The organism is Actinosynnema sp. NPDC059797, assembly GCF_042732085.1.
GTDB lineage: Bacteria > Actinomycetota > Actinomycetes > Mycobacteriales > Pseudonocardiaceae > Actinosynnema.
The window spans coordinates 1-17,977 of sequence record NZ_JBHWIE010000008.1; the positions used below are offsets into that span (position 1 = coordinate 1).

Below are 17,977 nucleotides of genomic sequence, written 5' to 3' on the forward strand. Positions count from 1 at the left end.
GAGACAGCATCGGCGTTGAGGTCGGCGACCACCGACATGGCCGCCGCCAGCCCCCGCTCCTCCCAGCCGCGCGACTGGCCCTGCGCCTTCTTCACCTTCCACGGCGGCATGCCCAACTCGCCCGCCAGCTTGAACGGGTCCCCCCGGCCGACCGCCGACACGCGCGCGACCGTGCGCACCGCGTCCGCCAGCGCGTCGGCCACCAGCACGTGCGGCACGCCGAGCTGGATCGCCCAGCGCAGCGCCTCAAGCGCACCGGCCCGGTCACCCATCACGGCCTTCTCCGCGACCGCGAACCCGGTCACCTCGGCCCGCCCGCGGTGGTAGCGGCGGACCGCCTCGGCGTCGACCTTCCCGCCGGTGTCGGCGACCAGCTGCGACGCCGCCGCCGCCAGTTCCCGCAGGTCGGAGCCGACCGCCTCGATCAACGCGGCCACGGCCTCGGGGTCGGCCTTGCCGCCCCCCGCCGCGCGGATCTCGTTGCGGACGAACGCCTCGCGGTCCGCCGCCTTGGTGATCTTGGGGCACTCGGTCACCCCGGCGCCCGCCTTGCGCAGCGCGGCGGGCAGCTCCTTGGCCGCCTTGCTGCGCCCACCGCCGCTGTGCACGACGACCAGCGTCACCCCGTCGGCGGGCGACTTGGCGTAGGCGATCACGGCGTCGGCGATCTCCTTGCCCACCTCGTGCGCGGCTTCGAGCGCGATCACCCGCCCCTCCGCGAACAGCGACGGGCTCACCAGCTCGGCCAGCTCCGGAGGGGTGAGTTCGGTCACCCGAACGCGCGTCAGGTCGGCCTGCGGATCGACCTTCCGCGCGGCCTCCAGTGCGCCGCGCACCGCGCGCTCGACCAGCAACTCCTCCTCGCCGATGACCAGGAGGACGGCGTCGGGCGTGTCAGCGGGCGCACTCACGCGCGCGATCCTCCCACGCCCATCCGACGTCCGGATGGTGGACGTCACTGGCTACACGTCGGGATCGTGTCGTAGGTTGGGTCACCACAAGTGAATACCGCTCATCCAGAGGGGCAGAGGGATCGGCCCGAAGAAGCCCCGGCAACCCGTCGTTCAGCGTCCGCTGAACGACCACGGTGCCAATTCCGACCCGCGACGCGGGAAAGATGAGGAGATACCTCGCGATGACTGCTGTCAGTGCGCCCTCGGCGACCACCACCTCCTTCGACCTCGGTCCGGCTCGCGCCCTGTCCTGCCGCGAGTGCGGGCACGAGACGCCGCTCGCGCCGGAATACGCCTGTCTCGAGTGTTTCGGGCCGCTGGAAGTGGCCTACGACTTCGGCCGGGTCCGCCGTGAGGACATCGAGGCCGGCCCCCGGTCGATCTGGCGCTACCGCGGCCTGCTCCCCGTGCCCTCCGACGTCGAGTCGCACCCCAACACCAACCCCGGCGGCACCCGCCTGGTCGAGGCCGACCGCCTCGCCAAGGCCCTGGGCGTCCGCAAGGTCTGGGTCAAGGACGACACCGGCAACCCCACCCACTCCTTCAAGGACCGCGTCGTCGGCGTCGCCCTCGCCGCGGCCCGCGAACTGGGCTTCAAGGTCCTGGCCTGCCCGTCCACCGGCAACCTCGCCAACGCCGTCGCCGCCGCCGCGGCCCGTGCCGGCTGGAACTCGGTGGTCCTGGTGCCCTCCAGCCTGGAGCAGGCGAAGATCCTCATGACCGCCGTCTACGACGGCAACCTGATCACCGTCGACGGCAACTACGACGACGTGAACCGGCTGGCCCAGGAACTGGCCGCCGAGCACGAGGACTGGGCGTTCGTCAACGTCAACGTCCGCCCGTACTACGCCGAGGGCTCCAAGACGCTGGGCTACGAGGTCGCCGAACAGCTCGGCTGGCGCCTGCCCGACCAGATCGTCGTCCCCATCGCGTCCGGCTCCCAGCTGACCAAGGTCGACAAGGCCTTCCGCGAGCTGGGCGAACTCGACCTGGTCGAGCAGACCCCTTACCGGGTGTTCGGCGCCCAGGCCACCGGCTGCTCCCCCGTCGCCTCCGCCTACAAGGCCGGCCACGACGTGGTCACCCCGGTGCGCCCGGACACCATCGCCCGCTCCCTGGCGATCGGCGCCCCCGCCGACGGCCCCTACGTGCTGGACGCCGTGCGCCGCACCAACGGCGCGATCGAGGACGTCACCGACGAAGAGGTCGTCGAGGGCATCCGGCTGCTGGCCCGCACCGAGGGCATCTTCGCCGAGACCGCCGGCGGCGTGACGGTCGCCACCGCGAAGAAGCTCATCGAGACCGGCCGGCTCGACCCGGACGGCGAAACCGTCCTGCTCATCACCGGCGACGGCCTCAAGACCCTCGACGCCCTCGGCGACCGCGTCGGCCCCCGCGCCAACGTGCCGCCGTCGGCGGAGGCCGTGCTGAAGGCCCTCCAGGACTGACCCCGCCGCCCCGGTCACCGACCGGGCCGGCAGCCGAACCACCGACCACACCGGACTCGCGGGCCTCGTCGGATCCACCTCCGCCGAGGCCCGCCCCGGTGTGATCGGAACCCGCCACCCGATCCGGTAGAGCCGGGCAGGGTGCGGTGCCCGGAGCGCTCGGCGCGGTGCTCACCAGACCGCTCACAGGGCCGTTCACAGGGCCGTTCACAGGGCGGCTCCCGAGGTGCGCAGCCAGCCGGTGCGCGGGAAGGCGCACAGCTCCGGCAGCACACGCGGCTCCACCGGTTCGGTGACCACCCGCCACGCGGTCAGCAGCTGCGGCCACGGCCGTTTCGCCTTCTCCTGGTTGTAGCGCTCGGCGTGCCACTCCTCCGGTGGTATCGCGAGGTCGTCGTCGAACAAGGTGTCGGCGACCAGGCGGTACGCGGCATCGGCGGAGGCCACCTCGGCCGTGTGGACCACCCCGGTGGTGGTGGCCCGCGCGACGACGCCGCGTTCGCCGCCGAGCCGCTCCTCGCACACGTAGTAGGTGAAGGCGGCGCGCAGTTCGTCGCGCGGCCAGGGCTGCGCCGTGTAGCCCGGCTGCCACAGCGCCCACCCCAGGGCCCGGTGGTCCCCGGGCCGCTGCCAGCCCGCGTTGAGCCTGATCCACAGGTCCTTCGTCATGGTCGGTTCCCCTTCGCGTTGTCGAGCGGACCGCCCCGGCGGACGATCCGCGGCCCTTCCGGACCGGTGAGGACGGCGGTGTCGCCGTCCCGGTCGGTGCGCAGCACCAGCGCGCCCTGCCTCGCCAGGGCGTCGACCACCACCCCGCTCGGGTGGCCGTAGCGGTTGCCCGCGCCGACGCTCACCAGCGCGACCCGCGGCCGCACGGCCGCGAGGAACGCCGGTGACGAGTACCGCGACCCGTGGTGCGGCACCTTGAGCACGTCGGCCCTCAGGTCGACGTGCCCGTCGAGCAGGTCGGCCTGGCCGGCCAGCTCGACGTCGCCGGTCAGCAGCACCCGCCCCGCCGCGGTCGAGGCCCGCAGCACCAGCGACGCGTCGTTGACCGCCGTGTTCGTCTCGCCCACCGGGCCCGCGCGCGGACCCAGCACGTCGAGCCCCAGCCCCGGCCAGCTCAACCGCTGCCCGGCGCTCAGCTCGACCACGCGGACCCCCTTCGCCCGCGCCTGTTCACGCACCTCCTCCCACGCCCACCCCGGCCGGCGCGCGGGCCCCACGGCCACCGCGCCCACCCCTCGTTCCGCCAGCACCGCGGCCAGCCCGCCGACGTGGTCGGCGTGCAGGTGGCTCAGCACCACCAGCGGGATGCGCCGCACGCCCAACCGCCGCAGGCACGACAGCACCGGCACCGGGTCGGGCCCGGTGTCGACCAGCACCGCCCGGTCGCGCTCGGCGGTGGCCAGGACCACCGCGTCGCCCTGACCGACGTCGCAGGCCACCACCGCCCAGCCCGGCACGGGCCAGCGCGGCGCGACCACCTCCAGCGGCACGAGGACCACCACCGCCCCGGCCACCGCCGCCACGACCAGCACCCGCAGCCGCCGCAGCCGGAGGACCACCCAGCCGAGCACCAGCACCCCGGCCAGCAGCACCCCGCCGACCCAGCCCTCGGGCCACCCGAGCGCCGCGCCCGGCACCGCCGCCGCGTGCCGCCCCACGGTGATCAGCCAGCTCACCGCCGGTCCGGCCACCTCCACGACCAGCCGCGCCACCGGCTCGTGCGCCGGCGCCACCACCGCGGCCGACACCCCGAGCACCGTGGCCGGCGCCACCACCGGGGCGACCAGCAGGTTCGCCACCACGGCGACCAGGCTGACCTGCCCGGAGACGCCGGCGACCAGGGGCGCGGTGGCCAGGTTCGCGGCCACCGGCACCGCCAGCGCCTCCGCGAACCCGACCGGCACACCGCGTTCCCTCATCGCGGCGGACCACCTCGGCGCGAGCAGCACCAGTGCCGCGGTGGCCACCACCGACAGGCCGAACCCGGGGTCGGTGGCCAACTCCGGGTCGTAGAGGACCAGGACCACCACCGCGGCCGCGAGCGCCGGCAACGCCGACCGCTCCCGTCCCAGCACCAGCGCCAGCAACGCCACCGCGCCCATCACCGCGGCCCGCAGCACGCTCGGTTCCGGCCCGGCCAGCACGACGAACCCGACCAGCGCGGCCATCGCGCCCGCCGCGCACCCGCGCGGACCGGTGCGGAACAGCCGCAGCAGCAACAGCACCGCGCCGCACAGGATCGCCAGGTTCGCCCCGCTGACCGCCAGGACGTGGGCGAGCCCCGCGGTGCGGAACTCCTCCACCACCCTGGGCGTGAGGCGCGAGGTGTCACCGACCACCAGGGCCGGCAGCAGCCCGGCCGGTTCCGGGTCGAGAGCGGTGCTCGCCTCCCGGAGCCCGGCCCGCAGGTCCTCGGCCACCCGCTGCCACACCGGCGCCCCGGTCGCCGCCTGCGGCGGTCCCCGGACCCGGAGGACGGCGACCGTCAGCTCACCACCCCGGGGCGGGGCGAGCGTGCCCTTCGCCGTGACCCGCTGACCGGGCAGCAACCCCTGCCACCCGGCGGCCGGAGCCAGGACCACCACCCGGCCGCCTTCCACGAGGGTCGCGCGGACCAGGACCAGGTCCACGCCTCCCGCTCGCGAACCGAAGCCGCTGGTGCGCAGGCCGTGCGGTCGGTCGTCGAGTTCGAACTGGAGGGTGGCGGGCGCCCCTCGCCCGGCGTCCGCGCGCAACGGGTGGTGGGCCGACGCGTGGGCTTGCGCGCCGATCCAGCACGCCGCGACCGGTCCCGCCACCGCGATGGCGACCGCCGCCGGGCGCCACGGCCGCAGCACCAGACCACCGATGAGCGCCAGGGCCAAGCCGACCGCGGGAGCGGCCCACCAGGTCCACAGCAGACCGGCGAGGGCGGTGGCCCAGACGGCGAGCGCGGCCGGGACGAGGTGCGCGCGGGGGTTCACGACCCCGCCCACCTGAGGCGGAGGGCAACCAGGCGGAGAACAACCTTGCGGAGAACAGCGGTGCGGAGGGCAATGGTGAGGAGGGCAACCGTGCCGAGGACAGCGGTGCGTAGGGCGACCGTGCGGAGGGCGACGGCGAGGTGCGAGCGGTTCTCCCCGGTGGGACGGCGGTTGCCGAACGCGCGGCGGAGCAGGCGTTCGAGCAGCCGCCGGAGTCGACGGCGGACGCGGTGGACGACGAGGTGCGGGCCGGTCCTCCCGGTGGGCTCGACGGTGGGGTCGCCGGCGATCAGGCGTCGGAGCAGGCAGATGAGCAGCCGTCGCGCCCGGCGGCGGACGCGGCGGTGGGCGGTGAGGTGAGTGGTGGGGTGGGCGGTGGGATGGGTGGAGCGGGCGGGGCGGAGGACGAGGCGGTCAAGCGTGTGCCGGAGGTGGAGGCGGACGTGGAAGTGGCTGCGCGTGGTGGGGGTTCGGCGGATCCTGGGCTGCCCGGTCCGCTGGTGGCGGTCGGTTGGTCGAGGGCCCGTCGAGTGGTGGTCGGGCGAGCGGTGGCCGGGTGAGCGGTCGGTGGGCGAGCCGTCGACGTCCCAGGTGGACGCGCGGCACCTCGGGAACTTCGAGCGGGTGGCGATGTCGGGCAGGGGCGCCTTGGACTCGGCACGTGCGGTGGCCGAGGTCGGCTTGTTCGGGCAGGGGCAGGCCGGACTCATGGGAGGGGCTCCTCGTGGTCGTCGGGAATCAAGTGCTTGTCGAGGGTCGAGTGGTTGTCGGGGATCGAGTGGTCGCCAGGGCCGGCGGCAGCAGCCCGCTAGAGGCGGACCAGTTCGCCGAGCTTGGCCAACTTCGCGTCACCGATGCCCTCGATCTCGCCCAGCTGCTCGATCGAGGTGAACGGGCCCTGCTTCCGGCGGCGGTCGACGATGCGCTGCGCCGTCACCGGGCCGACACCGGGCAGGGTGTCGAGCTGTTCCTCCGTCGCGGTGTTCAGGTCCAGCGGTTGGCTCGCCGCGTCGGCCGGCTGCGGCACGGGCACGCCCACCGCGAGCTGCTCGCCGTCGGCGACCTTGCGGGCCAGGTTGAGCGAGGTCAGGTCGGCGCCGGGGTTGGGACCGCCCGCGGCTTGCACCGCGTCGGCCACCCTGGCGCCGCTGGGCACCGTCACCAGGCCCGGTCTCGGCACCTGGCCGATGACGTCGACGACGAGCTGCTGCTCGACCTGCGTGACGGCGGCGGGTTCGGCCACCGGCAGGTCGGGCGGGCTCTCGGGCACCGGCCGCTGCCACCACAGGGCCAGCGCGACCGCGAGCGCCACCCCCGCCGCGAGGCCGGCGAACAGGACCGCGCGGCGGGGCGGGCACGCGGGGCCGGGCAGCCAGCGGCGCAGCAGGTGGCCGAGCCTGCCGGGCGGACCGGCGGCCTGGCCCTCGGTCTCGACGAAGACCAGCTTCTCGTCGGGCTCGGCCGCTCGGTGCCTGCCCCGCTCCTGGGCGATCAGCTCCCGCAGGCGGGCTTTCGTGGTTTCCGGGTTCGCGTCGAACATGTGATCGACGCTAGGCCGGTTGGAGCAGTCGCGGGAGGGGCGATCCGGGATCTGTGGATAACTCCCGCGTGATGGATAAAGAGGGCTACGAGACCCCGCCCGGCAACACCACCACGCCCAGCACGCCGGGGCCCGTGTGAGCGCCGATCACGGCTCCCACCTCGGAGATCAGGCAGCCGGTCGAGCCGGGGACGCGGTCGTCGAGCCGCATCGCGAGTTCCGCGGCGCGTTCCGGCGCGGCCAAGTGGTGGACGGCCAGCCCGACGCGGCCGGAGCCGGCGGCCGTCGCGGCGAGGTCGACCAGGCGGCCGACCGCCCGCCCCATCGTGCGGACCTTCTCCAGCGGCACGATGCGGCCGTCGTCGACGTGCAGCAGCGGCTTCACCGCCAGGGCCGTGCCGAGCAGGGCCGCCGTGGGGCTGATGCGCCCGCCCCGGCGCAGGTGGTCGAGGGTTTCCACGCAGAAGAACATCCGGACGCGAGCCGCCGCGTCGACCGCCGCCCGCTCGGCGTCCGCGCCGTCCCCGCCCGCCTCGGCCGCGGCGCAGGCGGCCAGCACGGCGAAGCCCAGGCCCATGCCGGTGGCGCGCGAGTCGACCACCTTGACCCGGTCCGGGTCGACCTCCTCGGCGGCCAGCCGCGCGGCCTCCCACGTGCCCGACAGCTCGCGGGACAGGTGCACGGACACGATCGCCTCGGCGCCCCCGTCCAGCACCGACCGGTACACCTCGGCCAGCTCGCCCGGCGTGGGCCGGGACGTGGTCACGCGGCGGTGCTCCCCCAGCGCCGCCGCCAGCTCGGCCGGGCCGAAGTCCACCACGTCCAACCTGCTGCGACCGTCCACGGCCACGTGCAGCGGGACGACCCGGATGCCGTGCCGCTCGGCGAACCCCTCGGGCAGGTACGCCGTGGAGTCGGTGACGATCGTGGTGGACACGAGTGCCGAGACTACGGCTCCGCCCCTCCCGGGTGACCGACCGCCACGGTGCGGACCAGTTCCGCCATGGCGCCGCCGACCAGCTCGTGCGCCTCCCAGCCCCAGTGCATGCCGTCCGGGTTGCCGCGCCGCGACCGCACGTGCTCGCCCACCAGCGCGGGCACGTCCAGCAGCGGCACGCCCGCCCGCGAGGCCCACCCGCGCAGGGCGCGCTCCGCCGCCGCACGCCCGGTGTGCACCCCGCCATACGCCGGCGAACGGTGCACCGAGGGCGTCATGCCCACGACCCGGATCCCCGGTTCGAGCGCGTGCACCGCGCGCACCGAGTCGTCCAGGTACCGCACGGTCAGGTGCGGCGGCAACGCCACCGGACGCCCTCCCAGCAGGCGCGACAGCACCGGCTGGAGCGCCCGGTAGGCCGACCTCGCCCGCCGTCGCACCCGGTCCGGCCGCAGGTAGCGCAGTCCCTGCCGCCAGAACGTGGGCAGCGGCGACGGCAGCGTGTCCATGTGGCCCACGGCCAGCACCAGCACGTCCGTGCGCGGCAGCAGCGACCACACCCTCGGGTCGCCGGTCAGCGACCACCAGGCGTCCCTGGCCGTCCAGCCGAACCCGGCCGCCAGCTCCGCGTGCCCGCCCAACGCCGCCGCGCACACGTTCGGCCACAGCCGCGGGTGGTCCGCGGGCAGCGGCCCCCGAGGGCCGTGGAACGTCAGCGAGTCGCCGAGGACGAGCAGCCTCACCTGGTGGTTCCGGCGTTGTACGACGACAGCCGCCACCGGCCGTCACCGCCCGGACGCCGCGTGAACACCGTCCAGTGGCAGTTGCCGATGCCGCCGAGCAGTCCCCAGCGGTCCACCGGCAGCTCCAGCAGCCGCCCGGTCAACGCGCTGATCAGCCCGCCGTGCGCGCACAGCATGACCGTCCCGGAGAACTCCGCGTCCACCTCGTCGACCACGGCGAGGGCGCGCTCGGAGACCTCCACGCGCGTCTCGCCCTCGGGCGGGGCCAGGGTGCCGTCGGCGCGCCAGCGCTCCAGCATGCCGGGCCACTCCACCTCGATCTCCGCGGTGGTCAGGCCCTGCCACTTGCCCAGGTGCGTCTCGCGCAACCGCTCGTCGATGCGGAGCGGGACCCCCGTCACCTCGGTGAACACCGACGCGGTGTCCCGCGCGCGGTGCAGGTCCGAGGCGACCACCAGCTCGGGCGCGAACCCGGCGAGCACCGGCACCGCGAACCGAGCCTGGTTCCACCCGGTCTCGGTCAACGCCGAGTCCAAGTGGCCCTGCATGCGGCTGGTCGCGTTGTAGTCGGTCTCACCGTGCCGCCACAGCACGAGCCGGTTGAGGGTCATGCCTCCGCGACCTCGTCGGTCACCGGCCCGGCGTCGAACTCGATGCGCGGGCAGTCCTTCCACAGCCTTTCCAGGCCGTAGAAGGAGCGCTCCTCCACGTGCTGGACGTGCACGACGACGTCCACGAAGTCCAGCAGGACCCAGCGACCCTCGCGCGCGCCCTCGCGCCGGACCGGCTTGCGACCGGCCTCGCGCAGCTTCTCCTCGACGTTGTCCACGATCGCGCCGACCTGCCGCTCGTTGGGCGCGGAGGCGATCACGAACACGTCGGTGATCACCAGCTGGTCGGACACGTCGAGCACGATCACGTCGTGCGCCTTCTTGTCGGCCGCCGCGTTCGCGGCGACCAGCGCCAACCGTCGTGCCTCGTCGGTGGCTGCCACTTCTCTCCTCATCACCTCGGCGGACGCCGATACGCCCGCACGAGTTACTGAGGGTACCGGCGTCGGGCGTCAGTCCGGCACCGAGTAGAGCCGGCGCTTCGAGATGTACTGAACGACACCATCGGGCACCAGGTACCAAACCGGCAGGCCGGCGGCCGTGCGGGCCCTCACGTCGGTGGACGAGATGGCCATCGCGGGCACCTCGACCAGGGACACCGCGCCGGGCGGCAGGTGGGTGTCGTCCAGCTCGTAGCCGGGCCGCGTGACGCCGATGAAGTGCGCGAGGCCGAACACGTCGTCCGCGCGCCGCCAGGACAGGATCTGCTCCAGCGCGTCCGCGCCGGTGATGAAGAACAGGTCCGCGCCGGGGTGCGCGGCGCGCAGGTCGGTGAGCGTGTCGACCGTGTAGGTGGGGCCTTCCCGGTCGATGTCGACCCTGGAGACCGAGAACCTCGGGTTGGACGCCGTGGCGACGACGGTCATCAGGTAGCGGTCCTCGGCCGGGCTGACCTGGCGCTCGCTCTTCTGCCAGGGCTGCCCGGTGGGCACGAAGACGACCTCGTCGAGGTCGAAGCGGGCCTGCACCTCGCTGGCCGCCACCAAGTGGCCGTGGTGCACCGGGTCGAAGGTGCCACCCATGACGCCGATCCGGCGGTTGGACATGGGACGTGAGCCTAGTTCGGGTGGCGCGCGGGCGGCCGGTCGCTCCCCGAAAGGCCGCGCCCGCGCACCGACCCCGGTCGCGCCCCGGGGGAGTGGGTCGCGTCCGCGGTCGCGCGCCCCGTCCCGAATCGGGGTCGCGCGACGGTGGGACGCGGCCGCCACGCCGCCGTGACGCGATCGGGCCGGGTTTTTCCCGCGGGCTACTCCTGCGGCGCGAGCACCGTGCCGTCGGCGTCGCGCACCAGGATCGCCTCCATCGGGCACGACTCGGCCGCGTCCGTCACCGCGTCGTCGGGCTCGACGGACGAGCTGACCGGGACCGACGTGCCGCCTTCGAGGCGGAAGTGCTCCGGCGCCAGGGACGTGCACATGCCCGTGCCCAGGCACGCGCCCCGGTCCACCTCCACGGTCCAGTTCGCCATGACCTCACCACCTGACGGGAAGGGCCTGCGGGCCTCGCACCAGCCTGCCCTTCTTGAACGTGACACCACCGTCCAGCCGGAGCGACGGGAACCGCTTGAGCAGGGTGCCGATGGCCACCTGCAGCTCCATCCTGGCCAGGGACGCGCCGATGCAGTGGTGCGCGCCGTGGCCGAACGTGATGTGCGGGTTGTGCTCGCGGTGGAAGTCCACCTCGTTCGGCCGCTCGAACACCGACGGGTCCCGGTTGGCCGCGAGGTTGTTGACGAACACCGCCTCACCGGGGGCGATGGTAACGCCGGACAGCTCCACCTCGGCCGTGGCGATGCGGGGGAAGCCCGCGGAACCACCCAGCGGGGTGACCCTCAGCAGCTCCTCCACCGCGGCGGGCACCAGCGACGGGTCGTCGCGCAGCTCCGCGAGCCGGTCCGGGTCGCGCAGCAGCAGGTAGGCGAAGTTGCCGATCTGGTTGGCGGTGGTCTCGTGGCCCGCGGCCAGCAGCGCCGCCCCGAACGACACCAGCTCCCGCGCGGTGAGCCGGTCCTCGTTGTCGTGCGCCGCGACCAGCACGGACAGCACGTCGTCGGCGGGGTCGGCGCGCTTGGCCTCCACCAGCCCGGCGATGTACCCGCGCAGCGCCTCGTTCGCCGCGACGATCTCCTCGGGCCGGAACGCGGTGATCGCCATGGCGGCGTCCGACCAGGCCCGGAACCGGGCCCGGTCCTCGAACGGCACGCCCAGCATCTCGCAGATGATCGCGATCGGCAGCGGCATCGCCAGCGCCTCGACGAGGTCGGCGGGCGGTCCCTGCTCCTCCACCGCGTCCAGCAGGCCATCCACGATCTCCTGGGCGCGGTCGCGCAACTGCTCGGTGCGGCGCGCGGTGAACCCCTTGGCCACCAGCTTGCGCAGCCGCGTGTGGTCCGGCGGGTCCATGCTCAGGATGTTGGTCTCGGTCGGCATGCTCGGCAGCGTCCGCGGCACGTCGGCGCCCGGCTCCATCACCGCGGCGCGGCTGAACACCGGGTCGGCGAGCACCGCCTTGACGTCCTCGTACCGGGTGACCAGCCACGCCTCGCCGCCGAACGGCAGGCGCACCCTGGCCACCGGCTCGTCGCGCTGGAGTTCCAGGAGGGTGGGGTCGAGCACCAGGTCGTCGGGCTCGGTGAACGGGTAGGACCTGATTTCCATCGGTACCCCCATGTAAGCATTCGCTTACACCCGACAGTAGGCAGACCGCTACGGACCGTCAACCGCTTTCGGTGCGCTCCAGCAGCACGGAGGCCGCCCTGGTCACCAGGGCCGCGACGCGGGCGGGGTCCGCGCCCGCCAGCGGCTGCTTGGCGAACACGGTGCGCAGCACCCCGATGCCCACCAGCCACGCCAGCACCAGGTCCGCGCGCAGCTCCGCGTCCTCGGCCCCGGTGAGCGACGCCAGGGCGCGCGCGTACTCCTCCCCCAGCTCCCGCCGCACCGCCTCGGCCGCCGTGTCGTGCTGCCAGGACCGCAGCACGGCGTGCAGCGGGTGGGACCCGGGGCCCTGCTCCTCGGCCAGCATCCGCGACAGCGTGTTGCGCAGCAGGTGCTCGGCGGGCGAGTCCTGCAGCAGCTCACGGCTCCTCGACGCCAGCACGGCCGCGAACAGGGCGTCCTTGCTGCCGTAGTAGCGGAACAGCAGGGCCTGGTTCACGCCCGCCAGGCTCGCGATGTCGCGCACCGTCGTGCGGTCGAACCCGCGCTCGGCGAACAGCTCCGCGGCGGCCTCCAGCAACGCCGCCCTGGTCGCGGCGGCGTCCCGGGGTCGGCTCACGACGTCGGCCGGACCTGTCCCTCGCCCCAGACGACCCACTTGGACGAGGTCAGCTCGACCAGGCCCATCGGGCCGCGGGCGTGCAGCTTCTGCGTGGAGATGCCGATCTCCGCGCCCATGCCGAACTCGCCGCCGTCGGTGAACCCGGTGGAGGCGTTGACCATGACCGCGGCGGCGTCGACCCGGGCGGTGAACCGGCGGGCCGCGTTGAAGTCGCTCGTCACGATGGCCTCGGTGTGGCCGGAGCCGTGCTCGGCGATGTGCTCGACGGCCTCGTCCAGCGAGTCGACCACGCGGGCGGCGATGTCCAGCGACAGGTACTCGGTGCCCCAGTCCTCGTCGGTGGCGGCCACCACGCGCCCGTCGCGGGCGAACCGCTCGTCGCCGTGCACCACGACGTCCCGGGACAGCAGGGCCTCGGTGATGCGGGGCACGAACTCGTCCGCCACGGCGGCGTGCACCAGCAGCGACTCGGCCGAGTTGCACACGCTCGGGCGGCGGGTCTTGGAGTTGAGCACGATGCGCTCGGCCATGTCGAGGTCGGCGGACGCGTCCACGTACACGTGCACGTTGCCCACGCCGGTCTCGATGGTCGGCACGGTGGCCTGCTCCACGACCGCGTTGATCAGGCCCGCGCCGCCGCGCGGGATCACCAGGTCCACCAGGCCGCGCGCGGTGATCAGGTGGGTGACCGACGCGCGGTCGTGGCACGGCAGCAGCTGCACGGCGTCCGCGGGCAGGCCGGCCGACTCCAGTGCGTCGCGCAGGATCGCGACCAGCGCGGCGTTGGAGTGCTCCGCGGTGGAGGAGCCGCGCAGCAGGGCCGCGTTGCCGGACTTCAGCGCCAGGCCGGCGGCGTCCACGGTGACGTTCGGGCGGGCCTCGTAGACCATGCCGACCACGCCCATCGGGACGCGGACCTGCCGCAGCTCCAGGCCGTTGGGCAGGGTCGAGCCGCGCAGCACCTCGCCCACCGGGTCCGCCAGGCCCGCCACCGTCTCCAGGCCGACGGCCACGCCGTCGACGCGCGCCTCGTTGAGCGCGAGGCGGTCCAGCAGGCCCTGGTTCAGGCCGGCGGCGCGACCCGCTTCGAGGTCCTTGGCGTTGGCCTCCAGCACCTCGGCGGCCCGGGTGCGCAGCGCGGCGGCCATCTCGTGCAGGGCGGCGTCCTTGCGCTCCCGGGTGGCAAGGGCGAGTTCGTTGGCGGCGACGCGGGCGCGCCGGGCCGCGGCGTGCACCTGTTCGCGCAGGTCGTCAGTCACGCGAACCAGCCTACGGTCACCCGGACGTGGCTGTCTGCGAGGTTCTCGCGGATCGGAACTGTCGGGGACGTCTGCCAAGGTGTTCGGCATGGACGACGGTGCGCTCCGCGAACTGGCAGAGGAACGGCTGAGGGCCCTGGCCGGCCCCTCGGCCGTGCTGCGCGACGACCAGTGGACGGCGATCCGCGCCCTGGTGGCCGACCGGCGGCGGGCGCTGGTGGTGCAGCGGACCGGGTGGGGCAAGTCCGCCGTGTACTTCATCGCCACGGCGCTGCTGCGGTCCCTGGGCGAGGGGCCGACGGTGATCGTGTCGCCGCTGCTGGCGCTGATGCGCAACCAGGTCGAGGCCGCGGCGCGGGCGGGCGTGCACGCGGCGACGATCAACTCGGCCAACACCGACGAGTGGCAGGACGTGCAGGACCGGGTGGCGGCCGGCGAGGTCGACGTGCTGCTGGTGTCGCCCGAACGGTTGAACAACCCGGACTTCCGGGACTCGGTGCTGCCCGCGCTGACCGCGTCGGCGGGGCTGCTGGTGGTGGACGAGGCGCACTGCATCTCCGACTGGGGCCACGACTTCCGGCCGGACTACCGGCGGCTGCGGACGCTGCTCACCGAGCTGCCCGCGGGGGTGCCGGTGCTCGCCACCACGGCCACCGCCAACGACCGGGTGGTGCGGGACGTGACCGAGCAGCTCGGGCTCGGCGCGGACGCGGATGCGCTGGTGCTGCGCGGGCCCCTGGACCGCGAGAGCCTGCGGCTGTCGGTGGTGCGGCTGCCGACCGCCGAGGCCCGGCTGGGGTGGCTGGCCGAGCGGTTGGCCGAGCTGCCCGGCTCGGGGATCGTCTACGCGCTGACCGTGGCGGCGGCGGACGACGTGGCGGCGTTCCTGCGCTCGCGCGGGTACGAGGTGGTGGCGTACTCGGGGCGCACCGACCCGGCCGAGCGGCAGCGGGCCGAGGCCGACCTGCTGGCCAACCGGGTCAAGGCGCTGGTGGCGACCTCGGCGCTGGGCATGGGGTTCGACAAGCCGGACCTGGGCTTCGTGGTGCACCTCGGCGCGCCGGCCTCGCCCATCGCCTACTACCAGCAGATCGGCCGGGCGGGGCGCGGCGTGGAGCGGGCCGAGGTGCTGCTGCTGCCCGGCCCGGAGGACCGGGACATCTGGGCCTACTTCGCGTCGCTCGCCTTTCCACCCGAACGAGTGGTGCGGCAGGTGCTCGACGCACTCTCACCGGATCGAGCGATGTCAACAGCCGCCCTGGAGCCCATAGTGGAGTTGTCGCGCACCCGCCTCGAGGTGGTGCTGAAGGTGCTCGACGTGGACGGGGCGGTGCGGCGGGTTCGCGGCGGGTGGGTGTCGACGGGTCGGCCGTGGTCCTACGACGCCGAGCGGTACGGGCGGATCGAGGAGGCCCGGCGGGTCGAGCAGCGGGCGGTGCTCGACTACCTGGCCACCGACGGCTGCCGCATGGAGTTCCTGTTGCGGCAGTTGGACGACCCGCACGCGGCGCCGTGCGGGCGGTGTGACAACTGCACGGGGGTGCGGCCCTCGGCGGAGGTGTCGGAGACGGCGGCGTCGGCGGCGCGGGAGCGGCTGCTTCGACCGGGCGTGGAGGTGGAGCCGCGCAAGATGTGGCCTACGGGGATGGCGGCGGCCGGGGTGGCGCTGTCCGGGAAGATCCCGGCGGGCGAGGCGGCGACGACGGGCCGGGCGCTGGGTCGGTTGACCGACATCGGCTGGGGCAACCGGTTGCGGTCGCTGTTCGCCGAGGAGGACCGGGAGATCCCGGAGGACGTGTTCGCCGCGTGCGTGAAGGTGCTGGCCGCGTGGGGCTGGGACGAGCGGCCGGTGGGCGTGGTGACGGTCGGGTCGCGGACGAGGCCGGGGTTGGTGGGCAGCTTCGGGCAGCGGATCGCGTCGGTGGGGCGCCTGCCGCTGCTGGGGCAGGTGTGGCTGGGCGAGTCGACGCACCGGGCGAACAGCGCGCAGCGGTTGGCGGGGCTGGTGCGGGAGGTGAGCGCGCCCGACCTGTCCGGTGTGGACGGACCGGTGCTGTTGGTGGACGACCGGGTCGACACCGGCTGGACGATGACGGTGGCGGCGCGGGAACTGCGACGGGCGGGGGCGACGGCGGTGCTGCCGTTCGCCTTGGCGGTGACGGCGTGAGGGCGGCGGAGGACCGCGTCGACGGGTGGGCGGGTGGGTGGGCAGGTAGGCGGGAACGGTGGTGGCAGGTGAGAACGAGACCCGGCCGCGGGTGAGACCGCGGTGGTGCGAGGTCGCGGCCCGGGGCACGAGGCCGACGACCAGGCGTGAGATCGACAGCGAGGGGGTGGGCCGGTGGTGATGGAGTGAGGTTGATGGCGGAACGAGTGGTGCTGCGGCCGTTCGTGATCACTGACGCGCCGGTGCTCGCCGCGTACCGGTCCGACCCGCACGTGGCTCGCTACCAGGGGTGGGACGTGCCGTTCTCCCTGGTGCAGGCCGAGGAGTTCGTGCGGGAGGTCGGGGTGCTCGACCCGACCGGACCGGGGTGGTTCCAGTTCGCCGTCGAGGTGAGCGGCGAGCTGGTCGGCGACGTCGGGGTGAACCTGCACCACAACCGGATGCAGGCGGAGATCGGCTACACGCTGGCGACCGCGTACCAGGGGCGCGGGTACGCGACGGAAGCCGTGCGGCGGCTGCTGGAGCACCTGTTCGACGAACGCGGGCTGCACCGGGTGGCCGCCGAGTGCGACGCGCGCAACGAGCGGTCCGCACGGCTGCTGACCCGGCTCGGGTTCCGGCAGGAGGGGCACCGGGTGCGGAGCACGTGGGCGAAGGGCGAGTGGACCGACGACCTGCTGTTCGGGTTGTTGGCCGAGGAGTGGAGGGAGCACATGATCTGACCTGGCAAGGGGGCGTGACCCGGCTCCGGCGGTCCGGTGAAGGATCTACCGACTCCGACGACTTTGTGGTTGTGTCCAACCATGGCTGTCGTCGGCACCCAGCACCGCCTGCCCGTGCGCAAGCTCGTGGCGGCGTCCATCGGCAACGCCATCGAGTGGTACGACTGGAGCATCTACGCCACCTTCAGCATCTACTTCGCCACGCAGGTCTTCCCCAAGGAGAACGCGCGGCTCGCGCTGATCAACACGTTGGCGGCGTACGCGATCGCGTTCTTCTTCCGCCCGCTGGGCGGCTACCTGCTGGGACGCTTCGCCGACCTGCGCGGGCGGCGGATGGCGATGCTGCTGACCATCGTGCTGATGGCGGGCGGGTCGGTGGCGATCGGCCTGCTGCCCACCTACGCACAGGTCGGGTGGCTGGCGCCGGTCCTGCTGCTGCTCGCGCGCATCGCGCAGGGGCTGTCGCTGGGCGGTGAGGTGTCGAACGCGTCGGCGTACCTGGCGGAGATCGCGCCACCGGGGCGACGGGGGCGGTACTCGGCGTTCTTCTACATCTCCACCGGCACGGCGGTGCTGGTGGCGTCGCTGCTGGGCTTCGCGCTGGCGCGCACGCTCAGCGCCGAGCAGCTGTCGTCGTGGGGGTGGCGCGTGCCGTTCCTCCTCGGCGGGGTGCTGGGCCTGGTGGGGCTGTGGATGCGGCGGAGCCTGGAGGAGACCGAGCAGTTCGAGCACAACAAGGCGAAGGCGCGGCAGCTCGAGCGGCCGCTGCTGACGACGGTGCGCGAGCACCCCGCGGCCGTGGGGCGGCTCGTCGGGTTCAGCATGCTGTCGACGCTGTGCTACTACACGTTCTTCAGCGCGCTCACGCCGTTCGCGGTGGCCCAGCGCGGCGCGGACGCGGTGGACGTGTTCCTCGCGCTGTCGATCGCGACCGCCCTGTTCATCGCCCTCCAGTACCCGATGGGCGCGCTGGCGGACCGCTACGGGCGCAAGCCCCAGCTGCTGTGCTGGTCGGGGGCGACGGCGCTGCTCGTGGTGCCGCTGTCCGCGCTGATCGGCCCCGACGTGGGCAACCTGCTCGTGGTGTTCTGCGTCGGCCTCGGCCTCTACACCGCGATGACGTCCATCGCGCCCGCGGTGATGAGCGAGCTGTTCCCGACCGAGCTGCGGGCCCTGGGCATCGGCTCCTGGTACAACCTGACGGTCGCGCTGTTCGGCGGCACCGCTCCCCTGGTCATCCAGTGGATCGGCGGCGCGTTCTTCCTCTACGTGGCGATCGCGGCGGTCCTGGCGTTCCTCGTGATCGCCACCATGCCGGAGACCAAGGGCGTCGAGCTGCGCTAGCG

General features: G+C 73.9%; 18 protein-coding genes and 1 riboswitch. Of the genes, 4 read left to right on the top strand and 14 right to left on the bottom strand.

From position 1 onward, the window contains the following. Positions 1-911, bottom strand: a 911-nt coding sequence (gene holA, locus ACFV4N_RS04440) for a DNA polymerase III subunit delta (protein WP_499671085.1), incomplete at its 3' end; no start/stop codon positions are given. A gap of 98 nt (positions 912-1,009) precedes the next feature. After that, positions 1,010-1,124, top strand: a riboswitch (SAM riboswitch). Positions 1,125-1,135: 11 nt separating this feature from the next. Here holA and thrC point away from each other — a divergent pair. Further along, positions 1,136-2,401: a threonine synthase gene (gene thrC / locus ACFV4N_RS04445; protein ID WP_499671086.1), complete on the top strand. Its 1,266-nt coding sequence runs from the start codon at positions 1,136-1,138 to the stop codon at positions 2,399-2,401. A gap of 207 nt (positions 2,402-2,608) precedes the next feature. On the opposite strand, the gene ACFV4N_RS04450 is transcribed toward thrC, so the two are convergent. The 13 genes from ACFV4N_RS04450 to ACFV4N_RS04510 all read right to left on the bottom strand — a co-directional run bounded on the left by ACFV4N_RS04450 (position 2,609) and on the right by ACFV4N_RS04510 (position 13,742). Further along, positions 2,609-3,070, bottom strand: coding sequence for a hypothetical protein (locus ACFV4N_RS04450; RefSeq protein WP_499671087.1), 462 nt, complete (start codon positions 3,068-3,070; stop codon positions 2,609-2,611). Then, positions 3,067-5,373: a DNA internalization-related competence protein ComEC/Rec2 gene (locus tag ACFV4N_RS04455; RefSeq protein ID WP_499671088.1), complete on the bottom strand. Its 2,307-nt coding sequence runs from the start codon at positions 5,371-5,373 to the stop codon at positions 3,067-3,069. The genes ACFV4N_RS04450 and ACFV4N_RS04455 overlap by 4 nt, the downstream gene beginning before the upstream one ends. Further along, on the bottom strand, positions 5,370-6,083 hold the full coding sequence (locus tag ACFV4N_RS04460) for a hypothetical protein (RefSeq protein WP_499671089.1): 714 nt from the start codon (positions 6,081-6,083) through the stop codon (positions 5,370-5,372). The genes ACFV4N_RS04455 and ACFV4N_RS04460 overlap by 4 nt, the downstream gene beginning before the upstream one ends. 98 nt (positions 6,084-6,181) lie before the next feature. Beyond that, entirely contained in the window at positions 6,182-6,913 is a 732-nt protein-coding gene (locus tag ACFV4N_RS04465; protein ID WP_499671090.1) for a ComEA family DNA-binding protein, read from the bottom strand. A gap of 85 nt (positions 6,914-6,998) precedes the next feature. Then, a complete protein-coding gene (locus ACFV4N_RS04470) occupies positions 6,999-7,850 on the bottom strand; it encodes a DegV family protein (protein WP_499671091.1) in 852 nt (283 codons plus the stop codon). Positions 7,851-7,861: 11 nt separating this feature from the next. Continuing rightward, the gene (gene octT, locus ACFV4N_RS04475) at positions 7,862-8,593 is read right to left on the bottom strand and encodes a diglucosylglycerate octanoyltransferase (RefSeq protein ID WP_499671092.1); all 732 of its coding nucleotides are present in this window, start codon (positions 8,591-8,593) and stop codon (positions 7,862-7,864) included. Next, positions 8,590-9,204 (bottom strand): histidine phosphatase family protein, encoded by a 615-nt coding sequence (locus tag ACFV4N_RS04480; protein WP_499671093.1) that lies wholly within the window; start codon positions 9,202-9,204, stop codon positions 8,590-8,592. Before ACFV4N_RS04480 ends, octT begins: the two co-directional genes overlap by 4 nt. Then, complete coding sequence (gene rsfS, locus ACFV4N_RS04485; RefSeq protein WP_344036655.1) at positions 9,201-9,587, bottom strand: ribosome silencing factor; 387 nt, start codon at positions 9,585-9,587, stop codon at positions 9,201-9,203. Before rsfS ends, ACFV4N_RS04480 begins: the two co-directional genes overlap by 4 nt. A 69-nt stretch (positions 9,588-9,656) precedes the next feature. Next, positions 9,657-10,250 (bottom strand): nicotinate-nucleotide adenylyltransferase, encoded by a 594-nt coding sequence (gene nadD, locus ACFV4N_RS04490; RefSeq protein WP_499671094.1) that lies wholly within the window; start codon positions 10,248-10,250, stop codon positions 9,657-9,659. Between the two features lie 200 nt (positions 10,251-10,450). Beyond that, the gene (locus tag ACFV4N_RS04495) at positions 10,451-10,672 is read right to left on the bottom strand and encodes a ferredoxin (RefSeq protein WP_499671095.1); all 222 of its coding nucleotides are present in this window, start codon (positions 10,670-10,672) and stop codon (positions 10,451-10,453) included. A 4-nt stretch (positions 10,673-10,676) separates the two neighbouring features. Then, on the bottom strand, positions 10,677-11,861 hold the full coding sequence (locus tag ACFV4N_RS04500; protein ID WP_499671096.1) for a cytochrome P450: 1,185 nt from the start codon (positions 11,859-11,861) through the stop codon (positions 10,677-10,679). A gap of 58 nt (positions 11,862-11,919) precedes the next feature. Beyond that, positions 11,920-12,480, bottom strand: a complete 561-nt coding sequence (locus tag ACFV4N_RS04505) for a TetR/AcrR family transcriptional regulator (RefSeq protein ID WP_499671097.1) — start codon at positions 12,478-12,480, stop codon at positions 11,920-11,922. After that, a complete protein-coding gene (locus tag ACFV4N_RS04510; protein ID WP_499671098.1) occupies positions 12,477-13,742 on the bottom strand; it encodes a glutamate-5-semialdehyde dehydrogenase in 1,266 nt (421 codons plus the stop codon). The genes ACFV4N_RS04505 and ACFV4N_RS04510 overlap by 4 nt, the downstream gene beginning before the upstream one ends. Before the next feature lie 88 nt (positions 13,743-13,830). Between ACFV4N_RS04510 and ACFV4N_RS04515 the strand changes: the two genes are divergently transcribed. From ACFV4N_RS04515 to ACFV4N_RS04525, 3 genes are all read left to right on the top strand, one after another. Then, entirely contained in the window at positions 13,831-15,909 is a 2,079-nt protein-coding gene (locus ACFV4N_RS04515; RefSeq protein ID WP_499671099.1) for a RecQ family ATP-dependent DNA helicase, read from the top strand. A 194-nt stretch (positions 15,910-16,103) separates the two neighbouring features. Continuing rightward, positions 16,104-16,631, top strand: a complete 528-nt coding sequence (locus tag ACFV4N_RS04520; RefSeq protein ID WP_499671100.1) for a GNAT family N-acetyltransferase — start codon at positions 16,104-16,106, stop codon at positions 16,629-16,631. A gap of 81 nt (positions 16,632-16,712) precedes the next feature. Next, a complete protein-coding gene (locus ACFV4N_RS04525; protein ID WP_499671101.1) occupies positions 16,713-17,975 on the top strand; it encodes an MFS transporter in 1,263 nt (420 codons plus the stop codon). Positions 17,976-17,977: the final 2 nt, after the last annotated feature.